Genomic DNA, 15,389 nt, shown 5'->3' on the forward strand with positions numbered 1-15,389 from the left:
TCTCATTCTCCTTCAATATCTTTAGGTTTAAATTTCTCTTTCTCCTTACCTGTTAAATTCGACGAATAATATATTTTAGGTGAACCTATCTCTTTGCTTCCTTGGATTTTCTTTAAGCTAGGATAATTAAAAACTTCAATTGGATAATATTCTCCTGACCTTTCATAAACATGAACTATTAGAGTAGTTGGCTCTTTTAAACCATCTTCATTTTTTCGAAAAGCGCTGTATTTAAATTTATAAAAATAACTTTTATTTTCGGTAAGGGTGTACTCTAACACACCATATTTTTCAATTTGCTGATCTTTATATTGTTTATAGTCTTCTGCAATATATCTTTTAGCTTTTTCTAAACTATCGTAACTTTTGTGCTCTCCTGTGTGATCTTCCATTTTATAAAGCTTATCTTCTGCACCTTGTTCTACATATGTGGCATACTGTAAAGCCGTTTTACAAGGCTCAATTTGTTCGCATGTTTTTGGCTTTGGCTCTGTACTTGTTTCCTTATTCCCACAACTTGCAAGCACACCCACAATTGAAACTATAGAAATAACTGCTAGTATCTTTTTCATGTTTATTCTCCTTTTCTCTAAACCTCTTAGAAGGCTCACCCTCCGTTTTATCTACCGACGAAGGGTTTAACCTTTTACACTTGACTTGCAAGCTCCCTGACGTCTATAGACGTGTCAAATGCATCAAATAGATGTTCCTGCAAGATACGAACTTGCATTACGCCTGTTCGTTGATGCAAGTCACGATACAAGCAATAACCTGACTGCATTTTAGGCATCATATCTTCTAAACCGGCACTGTCTTCTAATTTCATAAACTCTTGAATGGTCTCAATCTCTTCTGGTATATCTGTACGGAAGCAATATGCTGTACCAATTTGACCGCGCATACTGCTTGGAATATCCATTAAGTTTTGTGTCATTAAATAAATTGGTGAGAACAAGGAACGTCCTTCACGGAATAAACGGTCAATTAAACGTTCCCCTGCCGGGTTTTGGAAGAAGTTCCATGCTTCGTCAATCGCAACAACCGTTAATTCATTTTGGAACATTCGTAAAAATTTCATCATATAGGCTGTCAAACTAAACAGAATAGCTACTGACACAATGTTCGCTTCTGTATACTCTTCCGGTGGTGTGCTCTTTTTCGGTAACTGTAAATTATCAACTTGCAGGACATTGAATTGATTCGCGTAATTTAGGACGTTTTCATCATTCATACGCTTTCCAAAGATCAAACGGGCTAGTGACACATCTTCAAATTCTTCTAAGATAGAAGCCAACTCCAATGCCATTGGTCGATGATCTTCTGGCAGGGTGTCATTTTCTTGTACTAAATGTCGTAATTCATCTTTTACAAATCGAATAGAAGGCTCTGCCAATTGTCCAACACGCTTGACGGCTTTTGTCACAATCGAACTTTTTGCACTATCGTTTCGAATATTAATGTTTAACAAGTAATAGATTATTTCTCGGGAAACTTCGACAGCTTCGGCCCGATTATCAAATAAAAGGAACGGGTCTAATTTCCCTGCATCTTCATCTTTGGTTGAAAACGAGATAAAGTTAAGTTCGCTTCCCAATTCGGTTAATTTTTCATCCCATTTACAAATGTCTTTTCTCTCTGACTTTGGATCCAACAACAACACTTTTGCCCCACTTAATGCGGCTTCATAAATATCTCGATTGGCAGCCATTGATTTCCCAGAACCCGTTTTTCCTGTATAGACGGTTACAAGAGATTGTGTAAGAGCCGCACCTGATGCGGCTAAGCCAGGTAATACATAAACAGCCGTGCCACTTAATGTTCTTCCTGCATAATAGCCGTATTCGTCTCCTAACTCTTGACGATTCCCAAAAAAGCTAGCTGTTACCGCATTAATGTCCACATCCTGGATAAATTCAGTTACATAGCGTCTTGAACCGGGTAAGCATTCAAGTAAGCTTCGCAATTGAAGACCATACGTATTTTGAAGCGTAATTCCCATTCCTGCATACTCGTCGATCAAGTCATTTACACGCTGCATTAATTCATCCCGATCAGAAGAACTAACTGAGAAAATAGCACTCATTAAGTAGCCGCCTTCTCGTTCCTTCTCTACATTAGCAATAATGTTTTCAGCATGTGAAATACCTTGATAAACGTTTGATCCTGCATCTTCTCCGAATGCGTTCAAGTGGTTCGCTTGATCTTCTAAATTTGATTTCTTACGACGTAGCTTCCGTAACCGTTGGTCTGCGTCTTGATAACTCATTTTCAAGTTCACACCTACCGCAAAAGGCAATGACCGTAAGGCTTCTAACCATCGCGTTTCTGGAAAATGAATTTCTTCCGGCATACCCACCATGTGCAAGAAAGCAACATGCGTCTGATGGTTATATCCTTTCGCATCTGTTTGATGCAGTGTTAAATATCGACGCGATTTAGGATTTTCAATCCCAGTTAATTGAAGATTCAACACATCGTCTTCCGTTTGAATGCGAGCAATGAGCTCTCCTTGTTTATTAAAAATAGGGGTGAAGCGATCTTCCCACTTTTGCCAATTAGGTGGAAAACGTAATCCTATATTGAAAATCCACGGAATTAATTTTGTCATTCCTTCCGTTGTGACAGGTGTAAAAGAAAAAGGTAAGCCTTCAAGAAACTTCGTGACTTCTTTATTGGAACGAGAGATTTTTCTCAAACGATCTTCTGTTAAATACACGTGATGATCTCCGCGGATTTTCGCAAATTTAGAGGAAAGCCAATCTTTTAATGCTTGGTACATTTCCTTATACGTCATATCCTCTGCCTCGTCGTCTAGTGTGCTTTTACCTAGTTCAACTCCAATGTAAAATTCATAGCGACGCTCTTCTGCACCTAGTTCATCACTTGTTTTAAGATAATGAAAAACGGATTGAATATGTGAACTGGCAACCACTCGTAAGTTACCCCGAATCATGGATGCGTATTTTTCGCGAATATCATCAATCGATTGCCGCGTTGGGACAACAATACATTGAATTTCTCGTTTGATCTCTTTAAACAACCGTTTCAATTCGGAAAAGTGAGCCATTAATTGTGCTTCTGAATCAAAACTTGTATGAAACCCACTAAATTTAAACCACCCTTGTTCCCGACTATCTCTTGTGATCACAACATTTCGCCAAACAGCTACAATGTCATTTTGAATATCCATTTTCACATTCACTCCTCACATCATTTTCGATAAATAGGAATTTTGCGTTTGTACGTAATCTTTTTCGCTTGTTCGACTTCTTCAAATCGAAAGAGCTCTTTTGGCTCCATAAACGTTTTATACTTCACTTGCCAATAACGAATAATGTTCATATGTTCTTTGGTTTGAGAACCTAAGAGATAACCAAAAAATGTAGGTGCTGCCACACAAACAACAATAACTCGCGCAACTTTGTTAGGAATAAAAGGGGTCATAGGAACAACTAAAAGAAGACTTAGGAGAAAGAAAACGAATATCACAATGATTTGAGTAACAGTCACAGAAAAGGGAAGCGAAATGCTTTCCCTTCCCCCTGCTAGCCCTCTCACGATATTTGGAATGGCGAAAATCTTGTTGGTACAATAGCCTGTAACACGTCTCATGCATAGACCTCCTTAGCTTGAAAGACCGAAGAATTTTAGAAGCGAATCACCCAACGAAATAATGTTACTTGGGCCATAAATAAATACACCAATAATTCCACCGAATACAACAACCATAAGAGCACCGCGGTACTTTTTCATGACCAGTGATCCAATAATCGCAAACAGCACTACCCAGATGAAGACGGTCTGCAAAACACTCATTACATTCGTGTCACCTTGACTACTAACACCTTGCAAATTGATATCACCCAACATAAATGATTGTAAAAAAGTTGTAAGCATTTCTTATCCCCCTAAGATTTTATTTAATTTCGTAAGAAACAGGTTTCATGGTTAAAACTTCGAATTTATCTTGACCATCACGTTGAATAGAAAATTCGTAGCTGTGATTGCTTTGAATACCCGTGACGGGTTGTTCTAATTTGACTGAACATCTGACAATATACTGATCTTTATTCGATTTCTTTTCATAGACGGACACATCACCCATTGAGACATAATTCATTAATCCGTTTAGCGATTCAGCTTTTGCTGAGTCTTTAAAGAAAAACTTCGTTTCATCACTTCGATCTTTTGCTGTATAGGTTTTAAAGAAGGATTCTAAGAAGCTTCGAACCTCGTTATTAAGTGTTGCATTCGTATTTTTATTCTCTTCGTTTTCTGAAACAGTCACTTGCTGATTCGGTTTTGGCATATAGGGTTGCGGTAGATCAATGATGCTATAACCATTTTTATCTTCATAGATGCGTACCAAATAATAGAGAGTCGCTTGTTTCTCTTCATTCTTTTTCTCGATTTTTTCTTTTCCATCTTTGTCTTTTGATTTCTTTTCCACTTCTTTAGTTGAAGTCACATTGACTTTGATAGATACGTCTGAAATATGGTCATCTTTTTGCTTAATCGAAACCACATCACTACTGTCATAACGCTGACTACCAGGGATATTGGCATAATCGATTCCAGCATCTTTATCTAGACCGGTTGCTAGAAAGCTCTGTAAAGCTTCTTCACGTTCCTTTTGTTTATCCTCTCCTGGTTCGATGCTTGTGTAATGACGTATAAATTGAGTAGTAAAGTATTCAATAGCTGCAATATTTTGAGTATTTTGATTATTTTTAGGGCTATTATCTTGTTGTTGAGCTGACACTTGATCTTCTAAGTCACTAAGAACAAGATTATGTCGAAAAGCACTAAAGACGCCCAAAGCTACAATGACGATACTTACAATCATAATCACTCTTCCAATTGTGGTAGCTGTAGAACGTTTCATACTCGCTCGTTTGATCATGACTTGATCTTTCTCTTTTTGTTTCTCATCTTTCTTTAGCAAATTCGGCATATATTTTTTGGAAGTACTAACCTTGTCTTTCACCTTCTCCTTTATTCCCTGTGATGATTGATTAGGAGTAGGCTTCTTTTTTTTCTGCCATTTTCTCATTGTCATTCCTCCTTACTTTTTACCAAAAAACAAGAAGACTACAACTGCGATAAGAATAATTGTTCCTGTAACCCCATAACTTGCAACGCTTTGGTCATAGAGAACCGAAAACTCCTCTTTTCCGGCTTGCCAAAGGACGTTCGCTTCTGGGAATGTCCGTAGGATAAAACTTCCTACGAGACAAATTCCAGCGATATAAAGAAGGGTTTTGAATGTACTGCGAACCACTAGCTAGCTCCTCCTTACAATCCTTTTTTTACATCTGACGAGTTACTAAATACATAATGATAAATGTCCCCAAATGCATCTTTTTTTGTTTCTTCAAGATTAGCTGCTAACACAGGAACTTTAATGTGTGTTCGTTCTTGAGCCGGAATACTCAAGAGGTCACGCATGGTTTTTTTGGTGTTCGTTTCATTCCCTGCAATAAATAAGACCCGCCAATCTAAAATAGGTTCTTCAAATCCCACATGCATATCGTATTTTTCAAGCGTTTCTTTTCCTCGTTTCAAAAAGTCATTGTAACGAATGATTTTCTGGATGGTATTTTGACGCTTAGCTACACTACGTTCTAGCTCAACGAACAAGCCAATATTTTGGTCGCTATCTGCTTCACCAACAACGAGCACTCCGTCCGGTTTGATGACCTCTGATTTACTTTTTCCATATTGGAACGTTCCTCTCGCTTCTGGAATCCATTCTTTAACCGCAAGTCCTAGTTCTTCTGCTTGTTGCTTATAGGATAAAACCAAACGGTTTAATATCAATTGATGCTGATACCAGGCTGGCACATCTGTTGACCATTTTTTCTGCCATTTCGAGAATCCTTGCAGCTCTTCTACGATTTCAACACCAAAGGCATCCAACGTATATAAGTTCCCTGGCTTCTCATATCCTGGCATTGGAACCGTGAAACTCTTGATATGCTTCGATTCTTCAAGCAATCGTAATCGCTGCATCACATATTTCCGATCCGCGTAATTCGTTAAAATATGGTCAACAATAAAATTTGAATCAATGTAGATGAAATCATGTAGTTTAATTAATAAGTCTGTATCTTGTTCATTCAGCGTGATATATTTTTTCATTCAGTTTCGCCTCTCCCTTGTCTATAAGAGGAACGTTCATTTCGTGAGTGTGTAAAAAGTCTTCCCTTTTTCACATAAAACGTTTACTTTCCCTCTTTTCCTTCCGCCTCTATTCATTCTTTTCTGAAGGTTTTTTCTTTCGTAATGATACAATAGGTTGCAGTTCTTTTGGTAACTCTTTTGCTTTTTTCTTTGAAAGTGTGACAGCAGGTTCAATAGGTGTGGGCTCTATTTCTCGAACCTGTTCTTTATCCTCTGAAACAAGTTCAACAGAAGCTGCCGTTTCCTTCATCGCCTGTTCTTCTGCTTTTATAGGCTTCTCCCATGAAAGCTTAACTATCGGTTTAAACGGCTGTTTTTGTGTAGGTTTTTCTGATTTTACTGGCGCTGTTTCTTCTACACGTTTTTTCCTTGAAAGCTTGATAGTCGGCTGAATTGGTTCTGGCTTTACTTCTACTTCTGTCTTTTGGATAATCGGTCCAGCTTCAACTACTTTTTCAGAACCTACATTTTCATTATCCACACGCTGTTTCTTTTGCAAAGAAATAGGTGTTTCTGGTTGAGCTTGTAAAGGAGCTCTCGGCTTTTTCTTTTCCTTTGTCGGCTGCTTTTTAGGCATGTATTCTTCACCTTGTAAATAAGCACAAATCATCAAATCAACTTCTGATTTGTGATAACCATTCTTGGATGCCAATTCTTTTACTTTTTGTGCTGTCCAGGCATTGGCTTTTGCTTCTTCTACTTCATTTTTAAAGGTAGCCTTTTGTCCATTTGGCATATAACGATCTAGTGGCGGCAATTTAACCACACATTGAACGATTTCGTTCGAACCATTGATTTGGTCTTGTGTACGAATGACGGTGACTAAATCCGGCAAGCTTGTAAAATAGGATTCTGAAAAAAGAGGTTGATCTTTTTTCGAACCTGGCACACTAAACATCTTACTGGCTGCTGCCGCCCCTTCTGGCCCCTGCCTGCATACAAAGAAGTTACCTTGCACTTCTTTTAACGCATTTTTCAGCTCTTGATCTAATTGGTGCATGGATTGTGTCCCAATTCCTAGCGATAACCCTTTTTGACGTTGCTCGGCAATAATTCGAGGAAGAATCGTCATTTTCTCTAATCGTGCGGCTTCATCAAAAACAAATTGATGCATAAGAGGTGTTCCCCCTCTTGTATCGGCAACACGGTAATACAAATAGGTGAGAAACCCACCAATCAATCCAGCTTCTTCTTCACTTAATCCACTAAAGTCATAAAAGATAATGTGGCCTTCATCCATCCATTGAAGGATAGGAAGCGTAAATTCTTTTTGACCAAACATCCTGCGTAACAATGGATTTGAGGTAAACGTATCTAAGCGATTAAATAAAGCAATACGACTAGCGTCAATTAAGTCTTCAGCTTCATTTCGCCAAAAATCTAACACATCATAAGCCTCAGAATTATCTTCTAAACGATTCAAAATCCGTTGTCGGAACGTAAAATCATTAATTAATGGTTTTACACCTAAAATCGTGTGGAGCTCTCCTGTGTCCAATACAAGCGTTTTGATGCAATTTACCAAAAGGCGTTCGGTTTGTTTAGCCACTTGGAAGTTTTCACTGATGATCCGCATAATGATTTGTGTCACTCGTTCAGGAGATTCATTTGGAAAACGATGCAATAAATTTAAAGCCGGTGGATAATCCGTATCTTTAAACGAGATCCAATGTACTTTATTCCAATTAATCTCTGCCCCGTCGTGTTCAGCTTTCAGCATTTGATTGAGTAAAATCATGGCTGTGTTTCTTGCTGGGTCAACAAATGAGAAGCCAGGAGACATTTTGCCTTCGTTTCCGCATTTGATAAATGACTGAACATAACTCATTAACACATTATTGAGTAACGTTGATTTCCCTGAACCCGTCACACCAAGTAGTGACCAATGTTTTTGCAACACACTCATTAAAATTCTTACGGTGCGATTTTTAACAAATTGATGATGCTGCACACCAAAATCAACAGAACCTTCTTCATTACTTAGAACATGATCTGGAAGTAATTCTTCCCCACGTTTCGAATGTGGTATCTCTTTCGCAAGTTTCTGCATGATGTTTCGTTCATCAAAGTGCGGTAAATGAAGAAGATTTGCAAGTTCGCTTCCTGTCCAAGTCATGTTGTAAGGCGTTCCCGTCGGATACCATTGCACAGCCTTTTTCCATTTCTTATATTTCAGTTCATTCACATTGTTTAAAACGGAATGAATGGCGTTTGCAATACTTTTAACAACGGGTACACCTGGATAATATTCAGAAGCAATTGACACGGTACAATCAAAGGCAACTTCATTTCCAGAATAGCGATGTTTTAGGCTCGCTAATTCTTCTTTATCAAAGGCTGAATGATCTTTAAAAGGTTTATCCCCTTTCAAGTCCTCTTCCAGCTTCTGAATGGCTTTTCGAAGCTTCCACCCATCGTTAGGTGTAAATCCGACTTGCAACCACGTATCAGCTTTCATATGTGAAATGATTCCGGGTAGTTGATCTGACTTGTAGCGTGAAAGTGGCAATGATTTTTTTAAGTTGTTGCTTTTTAATTTCAAACGCCCTGCCACTGCTTTTTTACTTGGAAACTCTAAGTTATCAGCAGGGAAAAACGTTAAATTTGGATAGACACTATGAAAGTTAGACTTAATCGCTTCTAATTGATTCTTTTCAGCCCCAATATAAAAACGATATTGCGCCCCTGCTTCATCATCAATGGTGTAATGAATAATAAACGAAAAGCGTTCACGTCCAAGGAATAGACGTTCAATCCATCTTCGTTTTGTGCCGTGAATCCTTCGCATTAACTGACTAAGCATTTCTTTTGAAACACCATCATCCGTATGTGGCAATAGTTGAACATAATCAAAATGTCGTTGAATCCGAAAGACGGCACATATCCATCGAATTAACAGAAAAAGAAGCAGCACGGCAATTAGAATTTGAATGATATGAATGCAAATGGTCAGCCAATGCTGAATCGTTTCTGGACTGTATGGTAAAAGAGACAAAAGCCAGTCTTTTTTCCAAACACCCATGCCAGCCATACCAAGAAGTACAACAGCTATCCCCTGCCGTGGATTTTCAATCAGTTGGTCGAGAATATCGTCAAATATCGTTGCTTGTTTTTTTGACGGTTTTTCTTGCAAGTGGTTTCCCCTCCTTGTTGAGAGAGAGGAAGGAAAAGAGCTATGAAGTTTTCGAGGAACGAGGTTCTTTGGCTGTTGGGTTCTAAGCTGTTTTGAAGTTGGGTTCTGTGTTGTAAGGAAGAACGATGTTGAGTTTGTTTGTATAGGTTCGTAGGGTGTCAGCATGTGTAAGGCCATGTTGATTGGACGTTTGGTGCGCCCCCCCGCCGATACGAATAAAATATACAAACGAAAAAAACAGGAGTAATAGAGAGCTTCTCCTATCGGTACATGATTACTAACGTAATCAATGTTACCTCTAGGAAAGTATCTTGAAAAAATTAGGTTGTTCATGACCTAATCCCATTATATGCCTCATGTCTTAGAGCTTCAAGGGATTCCCAGTAAAACTGACCTAATACCTAGTAGAAGTTTTACTACATAGACCTTTAAGGTCAAATTTTTCAGAAAATCCTTATTTTATCTTCGTATTAGCATTACTATTAACCTATTAATTATACCCTATTAAACCTTTTATCATATATTCGATAATGTATATATCATCGTATTCAATAGTAAATCATCTAAATCTTTAATCAAATCAAGATAACAATTGCCTTTGTTCCTTTATTTGTATACACTATTTTTGACTATTCTGTAAGGGGAATAGTTAACTTCGTGAGTGGAATCAAGAAGAGATTTATATCTTTTCTTGATTCTTTTTTTTACAGAAATTAATCATCCCTTTTCATGAAAAGTTTGAACTGATTCAAACTAGTATTTAGATCAAAAGCAGAATGGTTGTAATAGTGTTTGCGTCTTTGACGTGCAGATTGCTCACGTTCAATTTCAGCCAATTTAGTCTCCACTAACTCTCGGTCTACTACCCTAGCAGCCTTCAATTCGTCCTCTAATTCCATGCCTACATGTGATAATGTAATGTCACCTAAACCCTCAATTTTTTCAACAAACTGTGTAATCTGCTCAGAACGATAATTCGCAAATAAACCCTTCATCGTGCCGAAAAGATACTTTAAGAAATGTTCGTCGCCCTGGAAGTCTCCTGCAATCATCGAACCTTTTTTCTCAATAGTTAGCGCGACAGCATCCACGGCTAAGCGTAGATAGTCGTCAGTAGATGCAATAGAATGATAGGTAATACCAAACGTCTTGAAAGCTAATTGAATCTTGCCCCACGCACGGAAGATAAAACGTCCAGCTACAAAACTACGGTTGTAAAGAGCACTAACAAACGCACTAGGCACATTCCCAGGGATAGGAGCAGGCTTAGAAAGAGTAGAAGACGTAGGTAAAATAACAGGTGTTAACGTTTCTTTTGGAAGAGCTAGGCTATAACCTGTAGAGAGAGGTATAGCCGTCCCACCCACCACCGTATCTTTAATTGTATTTGAATTGAACCCATTATTTTTAGAAATAGGCGTATTCTCTTTTTTTGACGCTTCAGATTGCGTTCTACGAGCTTTTACTTCATCAATAATAGTTAACTCTGTCGAAGCCCCTCTTCCTTTACCAGAGACCTTTTTCGAAAGGATTTCTTGCTCTTCCAATCTAGCAATCACTTTTTTGAACGTTGCATAAGGAATTTTCTTTTCAGCATCAACATTTGAAGTGATTTGGTCCGAAATGTCGCGCTGTGAACCAGATACTTGTCCTCCTTGCGCACGGATAAATGCTAATACATCGCCTTCCCACTCTTCGATATGACTGTATGTACGTTCTTCACGTGGTTTCGCTTCTTCCCAAATCACATAGCTAAATAGCATGCCCGATAACTCACGAATTTTTTTCGCAGATGGAGCATGAAAACGGCCACGATATGCACTTTTAACCTTGCGTTTAATCTCAATTTGACGCATTTGAGGCGTATTTTTTTGATTCCAGTTATGTAAGTATGCTTCTGCTGTTTTTTCATCGTATCCAGCAGCCTTATAAGCGAGCGCAAGCGTATAGCAAGCCATATCACGTTGGCCCTTATTTACACCTTCTAGGATTTTTAAAACAGCAGGATGCTTTAAAAGGTTTTCATAGCCTTTACAGAAACCTTTTTTGTATGTATGTACGACTACTTGATTTTGTTCCTGAACCAGCTGAAACCATTCGCATAACGTATCAAAAGAGACACGGTTCTGAGAATGAAAGACGGTATTTTCATCTGTTGGTAAACGGAATAAACGCTCAGGACCCACAGCATGGACATCTCCATGAATCATTTCAGCCATGCATGTTTGAATACGGCTATAATGTGCATTTAGCTTGTCTGAAGCCCGTTTTGGTTGTTCTAAAAACCAATGAACATGAAACCCTTTTGATGGCGTCTGAATGATTAAAGAAGGCATTGGAAGCCCTGCTTGTGTAATGGCCTCTTGCACATCTGGAAGAGTCATCCCCTCGTTCCCACCATTTTTTACATCAATATCAATCGACATGGCATTGATCCACCGTAAAGTACTCAGACGACGTAAATCATTACGATAAAACGTATTTGGCGTAAAGTATGTATAGTCTTTGCTGACATTAAATAACGAACCATATGTACGAACAGCTTTTGTTGTCTCTTTTGTAAAGTCTTTTGATACAAATACCCAGCCTAAACGGTTATTGTAACCGGTCTGTTGCTTCTCTGATTGTTTCTTTTTTTTATTAGTTAATTGATCCCTATATATATTTACAGCAATACTTGCTAAATTCATTGGTCTTCCTCCTTTCAAGAATTATTGTTTAAAAGAAACAAAAAAGGCTGTTCGCAAGCTCCATGCCTGCAAACAGCCTTGTATTCTTGAAAGAATGCCAAAAGTTTAGTTACTCTCAAAGGTTTATACGATGGAAAACAAAAGAAATGCGTAAACAATTTGTCTACATTTCTATTATTTTGGCAGAAATTATTACAATAATATCGTATAAAAAACCTTGTCAAAAAAGTTTAATACTGTTATTATGTGTGTATAACAGTATAAACAAATGTCTTCTTGGGCATTTACTTTCAAGCCACAAACTTTGGTCGGGGCGGGGCTTGATTTTTTAAAAAAGAACGTGTTTCCAGCACGTTCTTTTTTTTTGAACGTTATCTAATATTTTTTATAATTAAGTATTATTAAAAACTAGTAATCTTTTCTATTGTTTTTTTGTTTCTTTCAATATACCTCTTTTTAGATATTTCGTCCACCTGCTTTTCTTTTTATAAAACGATAATATCAAAATCAGTTACTATATACCGGTATTTTACCGGTATATAGTCTATTCTGTCAACAGTAACATTGAATATTTTACCATAAAAAATTTAACATTCTAGATGGAAACCACCTCTAATATTGACTCCAGAAGGCAAGAACAGTAAAATACCGGTAAAAGAAATATATTTATTATATTTTAAACTACAAATAACAATATCAACAACTAAATTAATATTAAATTCTATTTGTTTAATGCTGTTTCTACCAATGGAGGAATAATAATGCCTAGCTTTGATAAAAATAAAAAAGAAAGAATTGAGCTCTTCTTGGATAAAGAAAAAGATGCTGATGTAATCGCTTTTTTGAATAATAGTGGTACCACAAGAGCTGGACTTATAAGACATATTCTTCATGAGTATGTAATTAATTCAAAAAAAGGAACATCCATATATCGATTTCGTGATTAATCAAAAATTATTCTTTGCAAGATATACAATGAAATACTTAGAAATTTAAAACTTATTTAAAAACAGATTATCTAATCTGTTTTTTTATTTGGAAATCACCTCATTAAAACATTATGGATAATAGAGATCGACCACCTTTAGTTTCACTTAAGTTCAACTAAAGGTGGCCACTTTCAAAACAATTGCCTTTGCAGAAGTATTTAGTTAACCTTAAGTTAAACCAATGTGATTATATTCATCCGTATCCACTTGCTTGGAACGCATTATTATTATATTTTTTATACGTTCTAATTACACAAGAACAGTGGAACGGGAATCGTTCCGCACAAAAATAAATTTCTTTTCACTTTTATATGATGAGTTGAATTTCATTTAAACAAGAACGTGTTTTTCTTATACTTACTAAATTAAATTCATTACGAAGACCATTGGAACGGGAATCGTTCCCCTTTTAAAATCAGTATTTTTATTATTTTTTTATCGATTTTATTATTGTCATAGAACGTCTTAAGAACACTAAAAATATTTATCCCTGTACTATACTAACTTTAAGAGTGCTATCTGTTCCAAACTAAATTTTAATTTATCTAAACTTCAATTTAGAAGTTGGATTTCTTAAATAAGAACGCTTTTTTCTTATTAGTACTACATAAGATTTAGTACGTGAATTATTAGAACGGGAACCGTTCCTATTTAAATCGTTATTTTTTGCCATCTAAATGATTAATTGACGTTAATTCCATTAATATTAGAGACAGCTTCAAAAACACTCAAAATACTTACTTATGAAATAAGAACGACTACTCATTATAAATGGAAAGAAGATCATCATTTCATAATGAATGCCATTGATGTAACAATAAAAAGATATAAGAGTATTTGTTAGTTAGTTAATCAATTTAATCTTAAAGTTCTTTACAATCCCATCTTCTAGGTAGTATATTCATGTTAAAAATAGTACTTTTTAGTGCCAATATTTCTTTAAAGATATTCTCCATTTAGAAGAAACATGAAATAACTTGCCAAAAGGGATTTTTAATAGAAAATTTAATTTATAATGTAAGCTATAAATTAAAGCTCTTTATTAGAGTTAAGGTTAGTTCATCAGGAACGCTTTTTTCTCTTATATTTTATTTCACATTAAATAAATGGAACGGAAGAACGGGTACCGTTCTTCTTTACTTAAAGGTTTTTAAAATTTGAATACATATCAATAATTAAAATTCTATTCATTAGAGAATGGTTAAAAAATATTAAACTTTGATTCACAAAAGTTATATTTTCATTTAAAAAGGAGGGACCCTATATATGAATGAAGAACAGTGGAACGGGATTAGTGACAAAATACCAAAAGCATATTGGACAAGGGAAGTTGCGGAATCCTTAGGAATTAGTGATAGCTATCTAAGAAAATGGTGCTTAGAACTAGAGAAAAACGGATATAAATTCCTAAAAGTAAAAGATGGGAAAAACCGTGATAATCGTGCCTTTACAGAACACGATGTAATTGCATTACGTAAATTCCAATCTCTTTTAAGTCAGCCAAATGTTACGAAGTCTCAAGTAGCACAAATTATTTCAAAAGATTATGCTCCTGTAGACAGAGATACTAAAGAATTATCTTCTTATTTACGGGACAATGATCGTGATAAAGCACAAAAAGAAGTACACGATCTTATACTGAAAGATGTAATACATGAACTGCGGCATGAGCTTGGTAATGTAGAGAATAATATAATAGCCAGTCTAGGAGAACGGATAGAGGAACGACTAAGTAAAAAAATCGAGGGACAGATAGAAAATTTTTTAGCAAGACACTTACTCTTACAAGAGGAACGGATAGAGGAACGGGTAAAGAATATAATGTCTCAATACTTGGAACGTCAAGAAACTACCATGAAGGAAACATTCAATCAAATACAAACTTCACAGGTGCAAGATAGGTCTTCTACAGAGAATAATGAAAAAATAATTTCTGAACTAAAAAACTCTTATATAAACCAGCAGATGCAAAATGAGACTCGTGAAAAAGAACTTCAAAAAGAATTAAGTGAGAGAGAAGAGCAGTTGAAAGAAGTATTAAAAGAACTGAAGACAATTAAAGAACATATAGCTGTTACAAATGAAAAGAAGGGATTTATTTCGAGACTATTTGGCAAATAAAAAGGCCGATAATGCTTCCACTTGAATAGATTTTGTTTTTCCATACTGATCACGTCCTCCTTTTAGATTACTAGCATCCGTATATCCAAGTTTTAGAGATTACTTGCAAGTGTTCTGACGCATTTGTACCAGAAACCTTTTTATCAAATTTTTTTTATAAAATAGGAATCTCCTTAACAAAGACCGCCCATTATGTATTAGTGTATAAGGCGGTCTTAACTGTATTCATGCTATATGTTTATGACAAAAATATCGACATTATTCTAAAAGACG

11 protein-coding genes are annotated in these 15,389 nt (G+C 36.3%); 2 read left to right on the forward strand and 9 right to left on the reverse strand.

The window, feature by feature from the left end:
- Positions 1 to 2: 2 nt before the first annotated feature.
- The 9 genes from AC0C45_RS26435 to AC0C45_RS26475 form a co-directional block, all read right to left on the reverse strand.
- Entirely contained in the window at positions 3 to 572 is a 570-nt protein-coding gene (locus AC0C45_RS26435) for a hypothetical protein (RefSeq protein ID WP_472929063.1), read from the reverse strand.
- Positions 573 to 646: 74 nt separating this feature from the next.
- The gene (locus AC0C45_RS26440; protein ID WP_472929065.1) at positions 647 to 3,190 is read right to left on the reverse strand and encodes an ATP-binding protein; all 2,544 of its coding nucleotides are present in this window, start codon (positions 3,188 to 3,190) and stop codon (positions 647 to 649) included.
- 20 nt (positions 3,191 to 3,210) lie between these two features.
- Positions 3,211 to 3,612, reverse strand: a complete 402-nt coding sequence (locus AC0C45_RS26445) for a hypothetical protein (RefSeq protein ID WP_057275146.1) — start codon at positions 3,610 to 3,612, stop codon at positions 3,211 to 3,213.
- A gap of 12 nt (positions 3,613 to 3,624) precedes the next feature.
- Complete coding sequence (locus AC0C45_RS26450; RefSeq protein ID WP_050691499.1) at positions 3,625 to 3,897, reverse strand: hypothetical protein; 273 nt, start codon at positions 3,895 to 3,897, stop codon at positions 3,625 to 3,627.
- A gap of 19 nt (positions 3,898 to 3,916) precedes the next feature.
- A complete protein-coding gene (locus AC0C45_RS26455; protein ID WP_472929067.1) occupies positions 3,917 to 5,053 on the reverse strand; it encodes a conjugal transfer protein in 1,137 nt (378 codons plus the stop codon).
- Between the two features lie 12 nt (positions 5,054 to 5,065).
- Positions 5,066 to 5,281: a hypothetical protein gene (locus AC0C45_RS26460; RefSeq protein ID WP_207372608.1), complete on the reverse strand. Its 216-nt coding sequence runs from the start codon at positions 5,279 to 5,281 to the stop codon at positions 5,066 to 5,068.
- A 14-nt stretch (positions 5,282 to 5,295) separates the two neighbouring features.
- Entirely contained in the window at positions 5,296 to 6,141 is an 846-nt protein-coding gene (locus AC0C45_RS26465) for a replication-relaxation family protein (protein WP_193426746.1), read from the reverse strand.
- 109 nt (positions 6,142 to 6,250) lie between these two features.
- Positions 6,251 to 9,316 (reverse strand): TraM recognition domain-containing protein, encoded by a 3,066-nt coding sequence (locus AC0C45_RS26470; RefSeq protein WP_472929068.1) that lies wholly within the window; start codon positions 9,314 to 9,316, stop codon positions 6,251 to 6,253.
- Between the two features lie 713 nt (positions 9,317 to 10,029).
- Positions 10,030 to 12,006: a primase C-terminal domain-containing protein gene (locus AC0C45_RS26475; RefSeq protein ID WP_472929070.1), complete on the reverse strand. Its 1,977-nt coding sequence runs from the start codon at positions 12,004 to 12,006 to the stop codon at positions 10,030 to 10,032.
- A 761-nt stretch (positions 12,007 to 12,767) separates the two neighbouring features.
- Here AC0C45_RS26475 and AC0C45_RS26480 point away from each other — a divergent pair.
- The gene (locus AC0C45_RS26480) at positions 12,768 to 12,953 is read left to right on the forward strand and encodes a hypothetical protein (protein WP_025753616.1); all 186 of its coding nucleotides are present in this window, start codon (positions 12,768 to 12,770) and stop codon (positions 12,951 to 12,953) included.
- A gap of 1,308 nt (positions 12,954 to 14,261) precedes the next feature.
- The gene (locus AC0C45_RS26485) at positions 14,262 to 15,116 is read left to right on the forward strand and encodes a MerR family transcriptional regulator (RefSeq protein ID WP_280168443.1); all 855 of its coding nucleotides are present in this window, start codon (positions 14,262 to 14,264) and stop codon (positions 15,114 to 15,116) included.
- The last annotated feature ends 273 nt before the right edge of the window (positions 15,117 to 15,389 follow it).

This window comes from Priestia sp. VA7, assembly GCF_055710015.1.